General features: G+C 35.3%; 15 protein-coding genes, 2 tRNA genes and 1 pseudogene. 10 read left to right on the forward strand and 8 right to left on the reverse strand.

The window, feature by feature from the left end; genetic code table 11:
* Positions 1-39 precede the first annotated feature (39 nt).
* A pseudogene (locus AACL20_RS06210) lies at positions 40-905 on the forward strand (IS630 family transposase).
* A gap of 227 nt (positions 906-1132) precedes the next feature.
* Here AACL20_RS06210 and rpoZ read toward each other — a convergent pair.
* From rpoZ to AACL20_RS06245, 7 genes are all read right to left on the reverse strand, one after another.
* Positions 1133-1420, reverse strand: a complete 288-nt coding sequence (gene rpoZ / locus AACL20_RS06215) for a DNA-directed RNA polymerase subunit omega (RefSeq protein WP_339052055.1) — start codon at positions 1418-1420, stop codon at positions 1133-1135.
* Positions 1421-1943: 523 nt separating this feature from the next.
* The gene (rpsI, locus tag AACL20_RS06220) at positions 1944-2354 is read right to left on the reverse strand and encodes a 30S ribosomal protein S9 (protein ID WP_339052056.1); all 411 of its coding nucleotides are present in this window, start codon (positions 2352-2354) and stop codon (positions 1944-1946) included.
* A 525-nt stretch (positions 2355-2879) separates the two neighbouring features.
* Positions 2880-3344, reverse strand: coding sequence for a 50S ribosomal protein L13 (rplM, locus tag AACL20_RS06225; protein ID WP_339052057.1), 465 nt, complete (start codon positions 3342-3344; stop codon positions 2880-2882).
* A gap of 102 nt (positions 3345-3446) precedes the next feature.
* Positions 3447-3523 (reverse strand) — tRNA-Asp (locus AACL20_RS06230).
* A gap of 40 nt (positions 3524-3563) precedes the next feature.
* Positions 3564-3639 (reverse strand) — tRNA-Val (locus AACL20_RS06235).
* A 373-nt stretch (positions 3640-4012) separates the two neighbouring features.
* Positions 4013-4531, reverse strand: coding sequence for a thioredoxin family protein (locus AACL20_RS06240; RefSeq protein ID WP_339052058.1), 519 nt, complete (start codon positions 4529-4531; stop codon positions 4013-4015).
* A 222-nt stretch (positions 4532-4753) separates the two neighbouring features.
* Positions 4754-4924, reverse strand: a complete 171-nt coding sequence (locus AACL20_RS06245; RefSeq protein ID WP_339052059.1) for a hypothetical protein — start codon at positions 4922-4924, stop codon at positions 4754-4756.
* Here AACL20_RS06245 and AACL20_RS06250 point away from each other — a divergent pair.
* The 8 genes from AACL20_RS06250 (at position 4923) to AACL20_RS06285 (ending at position 15781) form a co-directional block, all read left to right on the forward strand.
* Positions 4923-5743 (forward strand): IS5 family transposase gene (locus AACL20_RS06250; RefSeq protein WP_339051669.1). Its coding sequence is split into 2 segments (ribosomal slippage): positions 4923-5310 and positions 5310-5743, totalling 822 coding nucleotides; the frame shifts between segments, so codons are not numbered across the junction. The genes AACL20_RS06245 and AACL20_RS06250 overlap by 2 nt on opposite strands.
* Positions 5744-5826: 83 nt before the next feature.
* The gene (locus AACL20_RS06255) at positions 5827-6984 is read left to right on the forward strand and encodes a hypothetical protein (RefSeq protein ID WP_339052060.1); all 1158 of its coding nucleotides are present in this window, start codon (positions 5827-5829) and stop codon (positions 6982-6984) included.
* A gap of 411 nt (positions 6985-7395) precedes the next feature.
* The gene (ileS, locus tag AACL20_RS06260) at positions 7396-10545 is read left to right on the forward strand and encodes an isoleucine--tRNA ligase (RefSeq protein ID WP_339052061.1); all 3150 of its coding nucleotides are present in this window, start codon (positions 7396-7398) and stop codon (positions 10543-10545) included.
* Between the two features lie 336 nt (positions 10546-10881).
* A complete protein-coding gene (gshB, locus tag AACL20_RS06265) occupies positions 10882-11940 on the forward strand; it encodes a glutathione synthase (RefSeq protein WP_339052062.1) in 1059 nt (352 codons plus the stop codon).
* A gap of 222 nt (positions 11941-12162) precedes the next feature.
* Positions 12163-12765, forward strand: coding sequence for a guanylate kinase (gmk, locus tag AACL20_RS06270; protein WP_339052063.1), 603 nt, complete (start codon positions 12163-12165; stop codon positions 12763-12765).
* Positions 12766-12794: 29 nt separating this feature from the next.
* Positions 12795-13073 carry a hypothetical protein gene (locus AACL20_RS06275; RefSeq protein ID WP_339052064.1) on the forward strand — a complete coding sequence of 93 codons (279 nt, stop codon included), beginning with the start codon at positions 12795-12797 and terminating at the stop codon, positions 13071-13073.
* Between the two features lie 643 nt (positions 13074-13716).
* The gene (locus AACL20_RS06280; RefSeq protein WP_339052065.1) at positions 13717-14784 is read left to right on the forward strand and encodes an SAM-dependent methyltransferase; all 1068 of its coding nucleotides are present in this window, start codon (positions 13717-13719) and stop codon (positions 14782-14784) included.
* A gap of 703 nt (positions 14785-15487) precedes the next feature.
* Positions 15488-15781, forward strand: a complete 294-nt coding sequence (locus AACL20_RS06285; protein WP_339052066.1) for an EscU/YscU/HrcU family type III secretion system export apparatus switch protein — start codon at positions 15488-15490, stop codon at positions 15779-15781.
* A gap of 301 nt (positions 15782-16082) precedes the next feature.
* On the opposite strand, the gene cysS is transcribed toward AACL20_RS06285, so the two are convergent.
* Entirely contained in the window at positions 16083-17468 is a 1386-nt protein-coding gene (cysS, locus tag AACL20_RS06290) for a cysteine--tRNA ligase (protein WP_339052067.1), read from the reverse strand.
* A gap of 460 nt (positions 17469-17928) precedes the next feature.
* Here cysS and AACL20_RS06295 point away from each other — a divergent pair, with 460 nt between their 5' ends.
* Positions 17929-18513, forward strand: a complete 585-nt coding sequence (locus tag AACL20_RS06295) for a 5-formyltetrahydrofolate cyclo-ligase (RefSeq protein ID WP_339052068.1) — start codon at positions 17929-17931, stop codon at positions 18511-18513.
* The last annotated feature ends 331 nt before the right edge of the window (positions 18514-18844 follow it).

Consider the following 18844-nt stretch of genomic DNA (forward strand, 5'->3'; position numbering starts at 1 on the left):
AGATATAAAAAGTGAGTATGAAATAAAAAGCATAAAAATATGGCAAGAGCATATCCAATAGAACTTATGGTAAGAGTAATAGAAGCATTAGAAAATGGTGCAAGAATACTAAAGTGAGTAAACTATTTAGAGTGAGTCGTGATACTATCTATAAGTGGAAAATTCTGCAAGATAAGCACAGTTCTTTGAAAGCAGCAAGTGGTTATCAAAAAGGTCACAGTCATAAGATCAAAAATCTAGAAGATTTTAAAGAATTTTTTGAATTGAATATTGATATGACATCAAAAGAACTAGCAAAGAAGTGGTGTAATATATCACCTACAACGATCTTACAGGCGATAAAAAAACTTGGTTAGCTATAAAAAAAACTCATCTTCATCCGAAAAGAGATATTCAGTTAAGACATGAATTTATTGAAAAGATAAAAATCACAAGAGATAAAAGAGTATATCTTGATGAATCTGGAATAGAAGATAATGCTTGTAAAGAATATGGTTGGAGTATTTTAGGAGAAAGGTGCTATTGGGAAAAGGTGTATCAACATAAAACTAGAATAAGTATGATCGCTGGTCTTTGTAATTGTAATCTTATTGCTCCTGTAATATTTGAGTGTAATTGCAATAAAGAGGTCTTTGAAGCTTATATTAGGGAGATGTTAATTAAAGAAATTAAAACCTGGACAAACTGTTGTTATGGATAACATTAACTTCCATAAGAATCCTAAAGTGAAAGAGTTAATTGAATCTGTGGGTTGTTACATATTATTTTTACCAACTTATTCTCCTGATTTAAATCCTATAGAGCATTACTGGTTTAAGATAAAAAATGAAATTAGAAAAACTATAGATTTATTTGATACTTTTTATGATGCTGTTTTTAATACAATTAAATTGTCAGCACCTTAGTAACTTATGCTATATTTCAAAAGCTACAATGTATACTTTTGGCGGATGGACTAGATAATTGGCCCTATGCTACAAATGCTACTTTCACAAAATTCGTAAGTTTTTTGTGCTTATTATAACATTTTCTTATGGATTTAAAGCGCTATTTTGACACTCGGGACTTTATTTTATGCGCTCCTGAGACTTTTGGTGCGCATACTATGAAGGCAGTCATACCTTGTGATTTTTTAATTACTTTTCTCAGTGAATGGAGAATGCGCTGGTATATTGTTATCGTTCTGCTTATTAGTATGGTCAATTTGAAAATGCTTTGCTACCGCAGATCTCAAAGAATCAATTGAAACAACGCCAGCTGCTATCTCTCTTAACGCTATAACAGCAGGTTTATCATTGTCTTTTGGCAGTAGTGCAGCACAGCCAAGAGCAATTTCCTTAGCTCTTCTTGCAGCTAAAACGACCAATTCAAATCTGTTTGGCACCTTTTTAACACAATCTTCTATAGTAACTCTTGCCATAACAAATAATATATACTTAAAGTTAGCAAAAAAGTTGATAAGCGATATACAACACTAATACATTAACCTGCTGTACTTTCGCAAAACTAAAGCTTAAACAAGTTTCAAAATCAATATATCAATAAGCTAGAGCACTAGCTCATCCGCACTTTATAGCGCTATTTCAAACACTTGTGTCAACAAGCAAAGCTTCAAAATTGGCGTTGTCATAGTGTTTCCTATGTATTTTATATACACACCATGGCGTAGAAATTAACTAGTACTCTAAGTACTATTAACAGTGCTATATAAATAGCATTCTTCCTAGCTCTTTTTACAGTATAAATTTGTTTGTACATAATAAATACAAACCACTCATTTATTAGAGTCATATATATTATGCTAAACTAAACAGGAAGCAACAAATCCTATTATGATACTATATACTAAGAACTTTTAACAAAACTCCACTATCACAGCAATACTTACAACATTAAAACAGCATAATAAACGGCTCAAAAAGCTGAGAAAAGAGAGAAATGTACTAGCGTTTAGAAAACTGGAAGCGTTTTCTTGCTTTTTTACGACCAGGTTTCTTACGTTCAACTGTCCTACTATCTCTAGTTAAAAGACCAGCAGAGCTAAGAGTTGAGTGCAAATTTGGATCTGCGACATCAAGTGCTCTTGTTATTCCATGCATGATTGCGCCAGCCTGTCCTGAAGTGCCGCCACCTTTAACTGTGCAGAACACATCATACTGTCCAGATGTATTAGTAATTGCAAAAGGCTGATTGATGATAACACGCAAAACCGGCCTCACAAAATACTCTTCCAGTGGTTTACTGTTCACAACTATGCTGCCGCTCCCACGTTTTAACCACACTCTGGCAGAGGATTCTTTCCTACGACCAGTAGCATATAGCCTCTCGCTACCTTTATTTTTTTCAAGCACCATATTAAACAAAATCTACTATTACAAACTAAATAATCAGCTAAAAAGATACATAAACATAAGAGCGTACCACAAGTAACTTATGATAGCATCTTATTTTATAATAAATTCTCTTTAAACACTAAGTAAACAACAGCACGGTTATAAAACCCACTTAGATAAGTGCTGGTGCACAAACTAAATTCTTTCTAACCATCTATAGTCGTGATACTTTTCAAAATTTGCGTCTATAGATCACGTGTTTGTATGAATTATATCATAACACTCGCGTTCTTCCTCGCTCTTTTTCAAGCCTCACTTTGTATGTGCACAAGTTAAATAACAACTCTTCATTTACAAGAGTTAACACCTGCACAAAAAAGCCTTATCGCAAACAAACTATTCAAAATTCAGCAACTCCAGCTTATAAAAATCGACAACAGTATTCAAAAGACATGCTATGAGCTCTTGCTCCGCCACTAAAGCTAGTACTGGTGACAACTCTTGTAGTTTATAGCAAACAAAACGCAGCAATAAGGGTACGTAATGTTAATTTGCACTGACTTTTACCTTATGCTCCTGTGGTTGCTGACCAGCATGCGGATGACTTACTCCAGGATACACATAAAGGTTCCCCATCTGCTTGCGTGCCAAAGGGCTATCCTTAGGAAGCATCCTCTCAACAGCCTTTTTAAATAATCTCTCAGGAAATTTGCCAGATAATATGTCGCCAAATGAACGTTCTTTGATACCACCTGGATATCCAGTATGCCAGAAAAATTTGCTTTGCTCGAGTTTTTTGCCAGTAACCTTTATTTCTTTTGCGTTGACGACTATTACGTTATCACCACAATCAATATGCGGTGTAAAAGTAGCTTTATGCTTCCCACGCAGAATCATCGCAACACGTGCTGCAACACGCCCTAAAGGCATTCCAGAAACATCAATAATAAACCAATTCTTCTTAACCTCTTTAGGCTTGATATTGAAAGTACCTGCAGTATAAGAAGGCATAAATCCTCGTAAAAATAACTAAACATACTATATTCTACAAACTGAAATACATAAGATTCACCTTCAGCATAGCAGAACACCACAATCGCTATAATTAAAACATGGCGGGGATGACGGGGCTCGAACCCGCGACCTCCGGCGTGACAGGCCAGCACTCTAACCAACTGAGCTACATCCCCCAATAATGGCCAGTACTCAAGGTACCAGATGCCAAAAAACTGGTGGGCGATGACAGGCTCGAACTGCCGACCCTCTCGGTGTAAACGAGATGCTCTACCAACTGAGCTAATCGCCCTATATGCCACCTAAGAAACTAAGCGCGCATGTAAGATATATAATAATTCCACAGATATTGCAAGCACTTAGCAAAAAGCTAGAAAATATTTCTTAGACTTTATGATAAAACTAGGTAAAGTGCTACGCAGAAGTAATACATCACACTGTTATTTCGCAAGAAAATACATAACAAATTAGACATATATACTAAAGATTTCTACCATTATGGCGTGTGTTCGCTATACTTAAAAATTGGCGTCTTAAAAATACTACTTAATTAGTCGTCTGTGTAACAACTCTAAGAAACTGAGGATTAATTTTGGTTTCAAGAAATTATGATGAACTGAAAGTCAACAAGTTTAACCGCAAGTTAACAACTGTTACATATCATTCTAATGGTTCCGTGAGTCACTTCGTATATGCAACACTGCATTATAAAGCGAATTAACGTCATAATTTCCGCTTGCGAGTAATTTCCCATTATAAGCTATCACAATGTAAGGGATCGAACCATTGTAGTTCACATCTAATTCTTTAAATGCAGTTATGATATCTCTTGATGAACTAAAATCGAGAGCAGATATATATAAATTTCTAGCATCAATACTTCCTACATATTGCTCTAACTTCTTAAGATCATGATCTATACTTAAAGCGATGATCTTAGCCTCTTTTCCTTCAGCAAATTTTTCATGAAGATTGATTAGATCTGGCATACTCCTCTTGCAAACTCCACACCATGAAGTGAATACAAAAAGGATTTTTACTTGTGCATCATCAGCATATAATTCATTCTTCAACTCTTGACTTGTTATCTTGTTGATATTCCCACTTGCTAATGCAATTTGGAATTGAGCGATAGCCGATAATAAAAGCGCAATAACGGCAATAAACAGAGTCTTTCTATTCATTCTCACAGTACTTTAATAGTTCACTTTAAAAAGTTATAACAAATCAATTTTGTAATTTATTTGAGCATATAGCAATGAAAGAATAGCTGCATAGAAAAATTTTTTTAAGCTTTTTTTAAGCGTGTATATCATAATGGGAGTATGTCCGGAACCCAGAGTTAATGTATTTTGGCTGCTTTTTTTCAAACCTGACCCGGTGAATACAAAAGACCTGCCTCCAGATCAAACTCCCAAGATGCCTTCTAACATATATAAGGCTGAGGTACAAGTAGTATATAAAGATAAAATTCTCAAAAATTTTAGATGTTTAGAGATATACTCCTCATACTGCAATAGACCTCTTGCATAACCATATAAATTGATTAAAATCCTTGATTTTATCAAGGATAACATGAAGTTTGAAAACATCAAAGATGAATACGCAGAAGAGTTTCGCAGGCTTACTGGCATTAAACGAGGAACGTTTGAAGTTATACTAAGTATATTAAAAGAAGCTGAAGCTATTTTAAAGTCTCAAGGTGGAAAACCCAATAAATTGGCTTTAGAAGATCGATTACTCATGACGCTTGAGTACTTGCGTGAATACAGGACATATTTTCATATTTCCCGCAGTTATGGAATAAGTGAAAGTGCCTGTTATCGTAATATACGTTGGATTGAAGATACTCTAATTAAAGATAAACGATTTTCACTACCTGGACGTAAAGCATTACTAAAAAGCGATTCTGAATACGAACTTGTGTTAATTGATGCTACTGAAACACCGATAGAACGACCTAAAAAAAACAGAAGCACTTTTATTCGGGAAAAAAGAGGCGACATACTCTAAAAACTCAGCTTATTGTGGATAAAAGGAAAAAAGAAATCATTTGCACTAATTTTTCTAATGGCAAGCGTCATGATTTCAGGTTATTTAAAGAATCCGGAGTTCACATCCACCCTGAGATTAAAGTTCTTACAGATACTGGTTATCAAGGCATTGATAAGTTGCATTATAATTCAGAGTTACCAAAGAAAAAGACAAAAAAGCGACCACTAAGCAGGAAAGATAAAAAGAAAAATCGTCAATTGTCTAGTGAACGTGTTTTAAATGAAAACGTCATAGGCATGATCAAACGATTTAAAATTATCGCTGATCGTTATAGGAACAGAAGAAAACGATTCGGTTTAAGGTTTAATTTACTTGCTGGTATCTATAACTTTGAGCTTTAAATAGGTTATGCAAGAGGTCTAATGAGAAGCTAGTATTCGTTTCTCTCTCCAGTGAGAAGAATTGGAAGGCGTTAAGCGATAGAATGGCGCCTCATTACGAGAAAGTCTTATCACAAAAACTTCCAACAGTTTTTGAAGATATTGCGGCAAAAGCTGCAAAGTGCCAAAATGACATAGATTTAATGAATACAGTCACATCATTGCTAAATGAAAAAGTCAAATACATGGGAGACTGGCGCTCCATATCAGGAGAAGTTTTTCCAAGAGATCTTGAGGCAATAGCTTCTTCTCGAACAGGTGATTGTAAAGATATATCATCAAGTGCTGGTGCAATATTGCGTAGCTTAGGCTTTAAGGTTAATTCTGCGCTAGTTGCCAGAGGTTTAGATATACATCCAAATTATATAGGGCTCCCTTCTCTTGATATTTTCAACCATGCATTTCTCAAAGTTACAGCAAAAGATGGAAGTGTGTATTGGATAGACCCAACTAACGATATCAGCATGGCACAAGACACATTTCGAGACATAGCTGGAAAGGTGGCGCTTGTGCTTGATATACAAAGCCCATCTTATGAACGCGTCTCTTATGGAGACTATAATCGTGCTGTAATTTTGATGCAAAAAGATATAAAACCGCTCAGCATATCAAAAGTGCTTTGTGATATAGAGCTGTCGTTGCAAGGAGAATCTGCATCAACATACACAGCCGCTGCTCTATATTTCTCTAACAACGCAATAAAAGATCAAGTGATCACGCAATTAAGCGGAAAAAGTCCAAATAAAAAGGATATTAATTACGTAGTGCTTCCAGATCTTAAATCTAGGATAGTAAAAGACTTATCATTTAAAATGTCTTTCTATGACACTAATTTTTTCTCTAAAAGCAATTTGGGTTTTGAAGTGCCGCTTGGAGGTTTTGATGAACTTGACACGTTATTTCAGAATTCAGAAGAAAGAGTCACAGATATTTTAATGGCTCCGAAGAAAATAACGCACAAAATGTTATTAAAAGGAATTGTTGTACATGATCTTAATACCTTGAACTTCAGTGCTAGTAATGATTGGTTTGATTTGAGTAGGAAAATAAGTCACAATAGCCAAGGCATAGAAGTCCTTACTGAGCTAGCTATAAAGCATGCAATAATACCAAGTGAATTTACAGAAACAGAAGAATTTCAATCATTACGAGATTATTATCTGAACAATTTTGCGGACGCTTTACTGTTCGTTGAACAGTAAAGCAGTATAGCGCAGAAGTTCAGTGTGCTTGTATATTTTAGTCTATCTGTCAAAAATTTATTTAGGCGCAAGAAGGCGCCTCCTACGCAATTTTTGGTGGATAGACTGCTTATATTGCAAGATACACTTGATATAGAATTGACAAATATATAGAATCCGTATTTTAGAAATGCAAGTAGTAGCAGTGACTATAGTCTATAATTTGCAACTGCCGGCATCGCAAAATCATAAAATTGTATTTCAAAAATTAGCAAAAGGCCGCAATTTTAAGCTAACTTTTGTACATTTAGCCTTACGCAAAATTTATGTAGTAGGCAATGCCTTCTTGCGCATAAATAAATTTTTGGCGGAAGGACTAAATACAGTTCTTAAAAGAACCTGCACAAAGAAGATAAACAATTAACGAATAATATGTCACAAACAACTTATAAACAAGTAGACCCAAATCCAAATTTTTCAGATATAGAAAAGAAAATTTTAGACAAATGGCGAAAGGAAAAATCTTTTGAAAGATCTGTTGTGGGAGACAAAGAATATATTTTTTATGACGGTCCACCTTTTGCAAACGGCCTACCTCACTATGGACATCTTCTGACAGGCTTTATCAAAGATATATTCGCAAGATATCATACTATGCTTGGAGAGCGTGTAGAACGTAGGTTCGGATGGGATTGTCATGGCCTTCCAGCTGAAATGGCCTCAGAAAAAGAGCTTGGAATATCTGGTAAGCTTGCCATAGAGGAATACGGGATAGATCAGTTCAACGCTCACTGTAGAACTTCTGTCATGAGATATACGAAAGAGTGGGAAGCATATGTGGAGCGGCAGGCGCGTTGGGTGGATTTCGCAAATGACTACAAGACTATGGAAATGCCCTATATGGAAAGTGTCATTTGGGCTTTTAAAACTCTATATGAAAAAGGCTTGATATACCAGGCAATGCGAGTAATGCCTTATTCTTGGGCATGCCAAACGCCAGTCTCTGATTTTGAGACAAGAATGGATAATTCTTATAGAAGAAAAGAAAGTAAAGCAGTTACTGTTTTATTTAAGATAAAAGATGCCATTAAGGCAATTTGTAAAAATGACCAGAATTGTTACTTCGTTGTTTGGACGACCACACCCTGGACTCTTCCATCAAATTTAGCAATCGCGCTTGGAGCGGATATAGATTATGTAATTCTAGAAAAAGAAGGCGAGCTCTATATTATAGCAGAAGCATTGATGTCTAAGTATGCCAATGAACTAGGTGATAATATAGTAAAAAAGTGCAAAGGCAGTGACTTAATTGGAATGCATTATGAACCGCTTTTTGACTATTTTAAAGATCGCACAAATGCGTTTGTATCGCTTGCAGCTGACTTTGTCACAACAGAAGATGGAACTGGAATAGTACATGTTGCACCAGGGTTTGGAGAAGATGATCAAGCGCTTTGCAAAGAAAACCATATAGAGATAGTATGCACTGTGGACAGCGCTGGGAAATTTATATTTCCAGTAATAGATTATTTGGGCATGCAAGTATTTGAAGCAAACGATCCTATAATCATTGCACTAAAGAAGAAAAATTTATGGATAAAAACAGAGCAATATCTTCACAATTATCCGCATTGCTGGAGAACAGATACTCCATTGATTTATAAAGCTGTTCCTTCTTGGTATATAAAAGTCACAGCACTTAAAGAACAGATGATTGAAAATAATCAGAAGATTAACTGGATTCCAGAGCATATTAAAGATGGACTTTTTGGGAAGTGGCTTGAAAATGCCAGAGATTGGTCCATTTCACGAAACAGATATTTTGGCTGTCCTATTCCAATTTGGCAGAGTGATGACCCGAAATATCCTCATATTGAGGTATATGGCTCAATAGCACAGCTTGAGGAAGCTTTTGGTGTAAAAATAGAAGATCTGCATAGGCCGTTTATTGACTCCTTGGTTAAAGCAAACCCAAGTGACCCAACAGGAAAATCGAAGCTAAGAAGAGTGCCAGAAGTCTTAGATTGTTGGTTCGAAAGCGGCTCAATGCCATTTGCACAAGTGCATTACCCGTTTGAAAATCAGGAATGGTTTAATACACACGCACCAGCTGATTTTATAGTTGAATATGTTGCGCAGACTAGGGGCTGGTTCTATACGCTGATGGTTCTTTCAACAGCACTTTTTGATAGACCGCCGTTTTTACACTGTATTTGCCACGGTGTAATATTAGGTGGAGACGGACAAAAACTCTCTAAAAGACTCAAGAACTATGCAGATCCAATAGATGTATTTGAAACTCTCGGTGCTGACGCAATGCGCTGGTTTATGGCATCTTCCTCTGTAATGAGGGGACATGAACTTTTAATAGATCAGGAAGCCGCAAGCATAAAAGAGGTTATTAGGTTGGTAATAAAGCCACTTTGGAATGCATACAATTTCTTTGTTCTATACGCAAACATAGATAAAATTATAGCTTCCACAAGCATTGCTAGTGAAAATTTATTGGATAGATATATCATTGCAAAATGTCAGCAAACGCTCTCTACAATAAAATCTTCCATGGATAAATATGACACAGTTTCCGCATGCGCTGCTGCTGAGAGATTTTTAGAAGCTCTAAATAATTGGTATATAAGACGTTCAAGATCCAGGTTCTGGAGATTTGAGAAGGATGATGACAAGATATCTGCTTATAACACTTTATACACCATTTTGACGCATTTTTGTCTTGCGATAGCGCCACTTTTACCGATGGTGACAGAAGAGATTTACTGCAATTTAAATGCGGAAGATAAAATTAGCCTGCACTTACAAAAATTTCCAATGATTGATGAATCAAAAATAGACTATCAGCTGATTAATGATATGGAAAAAGTGAGGGATGCATGTAACGCGGCCCTACATATCAGGAATGATCTTGGAATTAGAATAAGGCAGCCTCTAGCAAAAGTGACATTTATAGGAGTTTCCAGTACGCTATTTGGTGAAGAACTAAAGCAACTAATTCTAGATGAAATAAACGTGAAAAGTTGGGAAAATCTAGCAGAAGATGAAATATCTAAATACGCAGATTTTAAATTGAAGCTGAATCTTGCAAGCATTGGGAAAAGGCTGCCAGGGAAGGTTCAGTCTATAATTAAAGCAAGTAAAAATTCAGAATGGAGAATAAAAGATAATTTTGTCGAAATCAGTGGTGAAATTCTAAAACAAGAAGAGTTTGAGCTTAAACTTGAGCCAAAACCAGAGTGGACAAAAAATGTTGTTGCCCTTTCAAACAGTAATGCTTTGGTATTGTTAGATACCAATATAACAAAAGAGTTGGAGCAAGAGGGAATTGCTAGAGATTTTATAAGAGTTGTGCAGCAGGCAAGAAAAGACAGAAATTTAAAAGTTACTGATCGTATTACTGTACAATTTTTTACTAGCTCTCAAAATATAATCGATTCAATTGAGGCTTGGTCTAAATACATAAAAGAGCAAACTTTAAGTGATAGTATGCTATTTGTTAAATCTCTGGAGGAAAATGGTAGTATTATTATAGAAATAAATGACAAACCAATAGTGTTAAATCTGCTTTAGATACTTATTTGATAGCACTTTAGCTATACATAATTAAATACCAGCTCTTCATTTACCTGCGGTATATAATATAGCTATGTGCTTTTCTCTTAAAAGTCCATCCGCCAAAAATTTATTTGCATAGCAAATCAATTTTTGTGGAGAAGTGAAATGTGCAAAAATTAGCTCAGGAAGCAGCCATGCAATAATTTTTGGATATATTAATTGGTCCAGTGCCTAAGCAAACACTACTTGCACAAAATCCGTAAGGTTTTTGGGTCTTTTATAACATTTCCTTACGGATTTAAAGCGCTATTTTGACACTCAGAGCACCATTTCATGCTTGTTTCGAGACTTTTGGCGCGTATTAAAAATTTTTCTCAAATCAAAATAGCGATCTATAGGGAAGATATAATAATGGATATAAAAAAGAAGAGTAAAAAAAGAATTATAGCAGTGCAGGCAGATCCGCTGTCTACTTTCGTCTTGGAGACAGATAGCACAACCTTAATAGCGAAAGCTTTTGAATCTAGAGGATATAGCATATTTTTCTATGAACCCAAAAATCTTTCACTTTGGGGAACTGAAGTTATAGCGTATGGAACATTCGTTAGATCTTCCACTCATGATAGCAAGAAGTTCGACTTGGTTTCAGAGGAAACTTTGAATTTGGAAGATGTTGTTGCGGTTTTGATTAGGCAGAATCCGCCTTTTGATATAAATTATATAAACAATACGTATATATTGGATCTACTAAAAGGACGTACGATTGTCTCCAATGATCCGAGCGCAATTCGTAACTATCCTGAAAAGTTTTTTCCGTTTTTATTCCATGATTTCCTGCCACCCTCATTAATGACGCAGAATAAAGATGATGCTGCGCTATTCTTAAGTGAACATAAGCAAATAATCTTAAAGCCTTTTGGCTATTATGGTGGACGTGATGTAATAAAATTAACTATTGACGACAGCAATTTAGAATTTATATTAGACTCTTATTTTAACAAACATAATTGGGTGGTAGCGCAGCGCTTTTTGCAAGAAGTATATAGCAAAGATAAAAGACTCATTTTTGTGGATGGAAAGCTTGTTGGGGCTTTGGGAAGAATCCCTGCGATCGGAGATTTTAGAACAAATATATCTCATGGCGCAAAGAATGTTGTAACACACATTAGTGCGCGTGAACAAGTGTTGGCGGATCTGCTATCTGAGACCTTTACCCGGCACAATATATTATTAGCGTGTGTTGATATGATTGATGAGTATTTGATAGAGGTTAACATCACATCCCCTTCCACACTGACTGTGTTTAATGAAATATATGGGGCTAGAGTTCAGGATTTGCTGGTGGATGCTATAGAGAAACGTTTGCAGAATGATTACGTTATAGGCAGTGCCCAGCTAGAGCGTGTATAAATTAGCATACTAAGCTTCGTCTTTTAGACAAATTTTATTAGCTTTTCGCCTGAAATATAGTGATATTTCATGTCCTAAACGAATAAAAATTTATTCTAAAATACTCATTTGTCGCACCCATTTACACAGGTTTTAGCTATAGTTGAATCTAGAAATGTTATTTAAACCACAAATATAGTTGTAAATATTATGCCAAGAATTAAGCGCAGAGGCTTGATTTTTTTGTTATCTGCTCCATCTGGTGCTGGAAAAACTACTCTCGCTAAGAAGCTACTTGAATGTGATAAACATTTGCATCTTTCTATCTCTATTACTACCAGGAAGATGCGTGCTGGTGAGCAGCATGGTGTGGATTACTACTTCACTGATATAGATAATTTTCGTAAGATGATTGAAGCTGGTGAATTCTTAGAGTATGCAGAAGTTTTTGGAGAACTTTATGGAACTCCGCGTAGTGCTGTGGAGGATTATTTGAGTCGAGGAGAGGACGTGTTATTTGAGGTAGACTGGCAGGGGCATCGTTCTTTAATTGCAACCGCCAGAAATGATGTTAGTAGTGTATTTATTTTACCGCCATCTAGAGAAGAATTACTATCAAGACTAAATAAGAGGAATGATGGTGAAGAGATGGTAAAATATAGGATGGCAATGGCTGATACCGAAATGAGTCATTGGAACGAGTATGATTATACAATCATCAACAGAAATATAGAGTATAGTGTTGATAAGTTATATGCTATACTTAGAGCTGAGAGGCTAAAAAAAGAAAGGCGTCTTGGTCTTGCTAAATTTGTTGGAGGGCTTCTAAGTAAGCCTGAAGTTTGATAATAATAGATATTTCATATATGAATATGATGAAGAAAAGAATATTGTGTGTATTTGCATATATAACTTGTGTACTGTTTGTTGCTGCTTGTGGTCATAATGAATTTACTGCTTCTGAACAGAGCCGCTCACTGAACAGTGTGCCATTATCTGCACTTCCAGCTAGTCAATATAACCCAATCACAGGCAAATTTGTCGATGAAATAAATGGCCCAAGGAATATGGAATTTGGTGGTTACCCAAATCATATGGAATACCATCAAAAGGTTGCTATTGATGAGTATAATAATGCGAGACGTGCTGAGTAACTTTCTGCTGGTTCTAAAAGGTAGCAAGTTCAAAAGAGAAGGCTCTAAGAGCAGAATGCGTTTTGAGCTTTGCATCACAACCCTTGAAATGTAGGATTTATCTTGGCCTGCAAGTCGTTATGGCGTGCTGAAAGTCCTACGGAAAAAGTGGCAAAATTGCCAAAAACCTTATGGATTTTGTTAAATAGTATTTGTTGAGTACAGGACAAATTATAGCAACTCTCCTAAATAACAGCATATATTTGCTGCTTATTTTTTAGAAAATTTAAGATGAGATTTGAGTTTAGTTGTCCTAGAAGTATAGCGGCCATGCGCGCTGAAATTTAAAAAAGACGAAGCTAAATTGTGGGAGTTGCTATTATATTCGAAAATTAACTCAGGGCTGCGTCTTTAAGCTAATGTTTGTACATTTAACTTTCCTGCAAAAATTTATTTGCGCAGCAACTTAATTTTTTATGGATAGACTTATTAGTGTTGTTTACTTATGAAAAAAAGAAAAATATCTAGCGTGTTATTTGCTGTTTCCTTAACGGCTCTGCTACTATCTATCTCTGCTTGCAAAGGACGAGGAATCGTAGAAGAGAGCCCTCTAGAAATACCGCCTATTCTTCAAGATCAATAGTTTTTATTTCGGACCTCTCTTATGAAAAGGAGTCTTGATAGCATCATAAGAGATGAGATACTGTATAATGGCTATGTCACTCTTGATTACTTTCTGTATTTAGCATCAGAGCACTACTACCAATTTTGTAATTCAATTGGAGAGCATGGTGATTTTATCACTGCCCCTTCCAGTACTCAGCTTTTTGGGGAGACTATCGCGATTTGGTGTGTAAAGAAGTGGTTGGATTCTGGAAGTAGAACGCTGAATCTAATAGAGCTTGGGCCTGGTGATGGTTATCTTATGCAGGATTTGCTTCGCTCTACCTCTCATGTGCCAGGATTTCATGAATCAATAAGGCAAGTGCTACTAGTAGAAAATAGTGAATTGCTAGCAGATAAGCAAAGCATGAGGCTAAAAGGTTATCAAAACTTAAGCATCAAATGGATGAAGGAGTTAAGATTAGCAGATTTAAACTCGACTCAAGGTAACTTTACAATTCTCATTGCGAATGAATTTTTTGATGCATTGCCCATAAAACAATTTGTGTATGATGGGCAATCTAGATTCAGTGAAGTCGTTGTTACACTTAAAGATGATAAGTTATCTCTTGCGCGCCTTGCACCGACTGTACTTGAAAATTTTGATAGAATTAACAAGTTCAAAGAAGGGGCTGTATTTGAATATTCGCCTACAGCTTTGCTATACGCCGGGGAGATATCAGCTGTCTTAAAAAGTGCCGGAGGCTCAGGTTTAATAATAGATTATGGATACACCAACTCGCCTGGGCTCAGTACAATACAATCACTAAAAGGACATTCTAAGAATGATTTTCTCTGTAATGTTGGGGAGGCTGACATTACAAGCCTTGTAAATTTTCAAGCGTTGCAGAGTGTGTTTTGCAAAAGTTCTTTTATTTGTAATTTGGATACGCAGCGTAATTTTCTAATTCAACATGGAATATTAGAGCGCCTTGAATATTTTCTAAAAAATCCTAAATTTTCTTTGGAACAAAAAAAGCAATTCAAAAAACATGCAGAATTTCTGATAGCAAGAGATAAAATGGGCGATCATTTCAAAGTTCTAGAGGTGAATATTGCGAATAATTAGAAAGTATTTGCTTATTTGTTGCAAAAGTGTAAAGTGCTGCGCATAAATATAACATTTTGCGCAGCTTAGGTAAGCCCATGCTTAAATTTATTCATAATGCAGCTCTTTTTTATCACTAATATTTCTAAATGCGTGTGCCTATCAATATAGCTCACAGCTAACTAGCGCGAGTTGCCAATTAACTGATTGGTTGCATGATAGATTTTTAGGGGGATTATAGGTTATTTTAAATTTTTTTAACACATAAAAATAACCTATGAAAAAGGATTTTACTGAAATGTACTGTTTTGTCGATGATGTTATGCAAGATCTATATTGCAAATTGCCCGCAATTAATAATTGCAAATCTAAACCTGGAATGAAGAATTATTTAATCAATTATCAGTTGCAAGACAATAAACCGTTTAGTGCTATATCATACCTCAAGGCATGATAAATGCTCAATTTTAATTGGCAACTTGCGTTAAATAGATCGGCTAAGGAACTAACAAAGCTGGTATTTCAATGGCAGATAAACTCAAGATATGCACTATGCAACAATGCTGCCAAGTCCTGGGCTAATTTTTGCACATTTGACTTCTCCACAAAAATTTATTTGCATAGCAAGTCAATTTTTGGCGGACGGACTAATTAAGATGTTATATACTGCAAGGTAAATGAATAAAAGAAAAATATTTATTTTACTATAAACAAGAGTGTTATAATGTCACATTTTTTTAAAGATAAAAAATTGCAAGAAATGCTGGCAATTGCTATAGCATATCAAACTGGTACAAAAGATGCTCCAGAGGTAATAGCAAGTGGAAAAGGAGAAATAGCACGTAAGATCGTTGAGGTAGCACAATCGCATGGAATCCCTATAGAGGAAAACTCTAGCCTCGCAGCAGTAATATCAATGGTGGAAATAGGAGATGCAATCCCTGCTGATGTGTTTGTTGTTATGGCGGAAATTATCAGTAGAATATATCGCATTGATAATACACATCAAAAAATATAATTTCAGAAAGCATAGAGAAGATATTCTCCAGGCTGTACGATAGATTGTCGCACTTCAAACTAGAATGCACCGCGCCAAAAGTCTTAGAAGCTGTATAAAATAGCGCACCGAGTGTCAAAATAGCATTTTAAATCCGTAAGAAAATATTATAATAAACACAAAAACCTTACAGATTTTGTGAATGTAGATTTGCAGCATAGGGCCATTAACATATCTGAAAATTAGCGCATGGCCCAGTTCTGGGCTAATTTTTGCACATTTTTATTTGCGCAGCAAATCAATTTTTGGCGGATAGATAATTTTACTTTCTGTTTTTTTCTAATCTATAACCATTACTGGTATCTATCACACTATATCCTAATCTTTCTATTTTAGCTCTCAGCAGATCAGCTTCTACCCAATTTTTTTCCAATTTTGCTTTTACTCGTTCTTCTGCTATTAAATGAATATCATCTTCGATCTTATATTCTTTTGCTAGTAATTTTGCGGAAAAATCTAACCCGATTATGTCGCAAATCTTTTTCAACTCTATTTTGTGCTGTTCATTACCTTTAAGAGCGCTGGCTGCTATCTTATGCATATAAGACAACAAAGCTGGGGTATTTAAGTCGTCACATAGAAATCTCATCGCATTTGATATAGATAAATCAGTGTTTTCCTCTATCACTTCACTTGTTATATCTCTTACGGCAGAAAAAAATTTTTCTAAAGCTTTTTTAGAATCATAAAGAGCTTTTTCATTAAAATCTTGAGGTTTTCTATATTGTGTCGTGAGATAGAAATATCTAAGCGTTGTACCATCTATTCCATCATCTAAAACATCTCGTACAGTTTTAAAATTCTCAAGGCTTTTGCTCATTTTTTCACCATTTATAGTCAAAAAGCCATTATGTATCCAGTATTTTGCAAATGATACATCATTTGAATAACATCTGCTTTGTGCAACTTCGTTTTCATGATGTGGGAATATTAAATCTACACCGCCGCCATGAATATCAAAGCTTTGACCAAGATACTTCATACTCATTGCAGAACATTCTATATGCCACCCAGGCCTTCCAAGCCCCCAAGGACTATCAAAACTGCACCAGGCCTCTTCTATAGCCGCAGGCTTCCAAAGAATAAAATCAGTAGGATTTTTCTTATAAGAAGCAACCTCTATTCTTGCTCCTTCTATCATTTCCGACAAATTTCTCTTAGACAATGCTCCATAATCTGGAAATTTCGCCACATTAAACAAAACGTGATTATCCGATGTATATGCAAAACCTAAACTCAAGAGACGCTCAATGATCTCTATCATAGCATCTATATTTTCTGTAGCTCTTGGCTCAACGCTTGGAAGCATGCAGTTCAGAGCTAACATATCTTCATGAAAAAACTTTGTGACACGACTTGTGATAGAGTGAATACTCTCGTTATTTTCTTTTGCGATGTTGATTATTTTGTCATCAACATCAGTAATATTTCTAACGTACAAGACTTTTGGATATATCTGAAGTAAAGTTCTATATAGTACATCATATACTACACATGATCTAGCATTGCCAAGATGTGGTCTATCATAAACTGTAGGACCACACACATACATCTTGATACAATTTGGATCTATTGGAATAAATCTTTCTTTCACACCATTAGTTGACGTTGTGAAAGCAATGTTTTTTTCATATTTTAACTTAGGCATAAAACTATGGATGAAGACCTACCACATAACTTTGGTAACAGATACTAAATATCTTTGTAATAAAATCAACTAAATAAATATATAAATAGTGCTATTAACAATTACTGCAGCAGAATTTACCTCTGAGAAGTAATTAGTTTTTGTGTATAATATGCATTCATAATACTTTATGAGTATATGAATATACGTGTATGATAACAATTAGTTAATACAGTAGTCCACATAACATTGCTTGAAGTTGTTCGGAAGAGAATTATGTTACTACTCAAAGAATATTGGTATATTCAAAAATGTTATGAAGATCGTGATTTTCTTGCGTTTCAATAAGAAATTCTCGAGTTCATGATCTAAATATATCAATTCAAGTTTGTTCAGATGAGCTGTGCTGAGCGTTATATCTTTTGAACTGCTTTTGTCAATTTTTCTAAATTCTTTTTTCTCTTTATGATTATAGGCTAAAATGCAAAGAGGATACGAAAATAAAAAAACAATTAGAGCAAATTTACAACTATTACGCAACGGCACTGATCTGCGGTACAGACAGGATGCCTGCATGAAATTTGTTAATAAATTTATTCGATTTCTTGAGTGGTATGTTTATGACGATAGGAAAATAATTTCTGGATTCTATCCTATCAAAAGCGAAATAAATGTATTACCGGCTCTATCCTACGCTGAATCTCAAGGCTATCAAATCGCTTTACCATATATAGATACTAGTGATGTGATGCAGTTTGCAAGATGGTCGTTTGGTGAGTCTACAAGATTGCATCCTAAATTTGGATTCCCAGAACCAGTAGATACTTCAAATCCAATTAGACCAGGAATAATATTGATTCCACTTCTTGGATTCGACCGACGAGGCAACAGAATTGGATATGGAATGGGTTATTACGATAGAACATTGAAAACAGCAGAAAATGTTTTAGCAATACGCATTGGCTGCGCTTTTTCTATGCAAGAGTTAGGTTTGATTGACGCATCAGAAGATGATGCGAAGTTACACTTTGTGATTACAGAAAAAGAAATAATCAAAATGCTTTAAAAATTGTGAGTTGCCAACTATAAAATAATTAGTCTATCCGCCAAAAATTGATTTGCGATGCAAATAAATTTTTGTGGAGAAGTCAAATGTGCAAAAATTAGTGCAGCGCGGAATGGCATTATGCAACAATGCCGACCTGGCCCCGTGCTAATTTTTGGATATATATATTTACCATACACTTGCAGGCCAATATAAATCCTCAGCTTCCTAGAGTTATGACCAAGGTGACTACGAAGTTAGACATCAAAAAGAGCTAAGAAAAATTTGGGGAACAGTGTATAATCAATACATAATGAACGGCCTTTAAGAAGCACCAATTTTGAAAAGTATG

It is taken from the genome of Candidatus Lariskella endosymbiont of Epinotia ramella (genome assembly GCF_964019805.1).
GTDB lineage: Bacteria > Pseudomonadota > Alphaproteobacteria > Rickettsiales > Midichloriaceae > Lariskella.

What these genes read in the sequence shown, in the direction of transcription:
- rpoZ (WP_339052055.1), bottom strand. Translation starts at nt 1,420, where the DNA reads ATGGCAAGAGTTACTATAGAAGATTGTGTTAAAAAGGTGCCAAACAGA.
- rpsI (WP_339052056.1), bottom strand. Translation starts at nt 2,354, where the DNA reads ATGGTGCTTGAAAAAAATAAAGGTAGCGAGAGGCTATATGCTACTGGT.
- rplM (WP_339052057.1), bottom strand. Translation starts at nt 3,344, where the DNA reads ATGCCTTCTTATACTGCAGGTACTTTCAATATCAAGCCTAAAGAGGTT.
- AACL20_RS06240 (WP_339052058.1), bottom strand. Translation starts at nt 4,531, where the DNA reads ATGAATAGAAAGACTCTGTTTATTGCCGTTATTGCGCTTTTATTATCG.
- AACL20_RS06245 (WP_339052059.1), bottom strand. Translation starts at nt 4,924, where the DNA reads ATGTTATCCTTGATAAAATCAAGGATTTTAATCAATTTATATGGTTAT.
- AACL20_RS06255 (WP_339052060.1), top strand. Translation starts at nt 5,827, where the DNA reads ATGGCGCCTCATTACGAGAAAGTCTTATCACAAAAACTTCCAACAGTT.
- ileS (WP_339052061.1), top strand. Translation starts at nt 7,396, where the DNA reads ATGTCACAAACAACTTATAAACAAGTAGACCCAAATCCAAATTTTTCA.
- AACL20_RS06275 (WP_339052064.1), top strand. Translation starts at nt 12,795, where the DNA reads ATGAAGAAAAGAATATTGTGTGTATTTGCATATATAACTTGTGTACTG.
- AACL20_RS06280 (WP_339052065.1), top strand. Translation starts at nt 13,717, where the DNA reads ATGAAAAGGAGTCTTGATAGCATCATAAGAGATGAGATACTGTATAAT.
- AACL20_RS06285 (WP_339052066.1), top strand. Translation starts at nt 15,488, where the DNA reads ATGTCACATTTTTTTAAAGATAAAAAATTGCAAGAAATGCTGGCAATT.
- cysS (WP_339052067.1), bottom strand. Translation starts at nt 17,468, where the DNA reads ATGCCTAAGTTAAAATATGAAAAAAACATTGCTTTCACAACGTCAACT.
- AACL20_RS06295 (WP_339052068.1), top strand. Translation starts at nt 17,929, where the DNA reads ATGCAAAGAGGATACGAAAATAAAAAAACAATTAGAGCAAATTTACAA.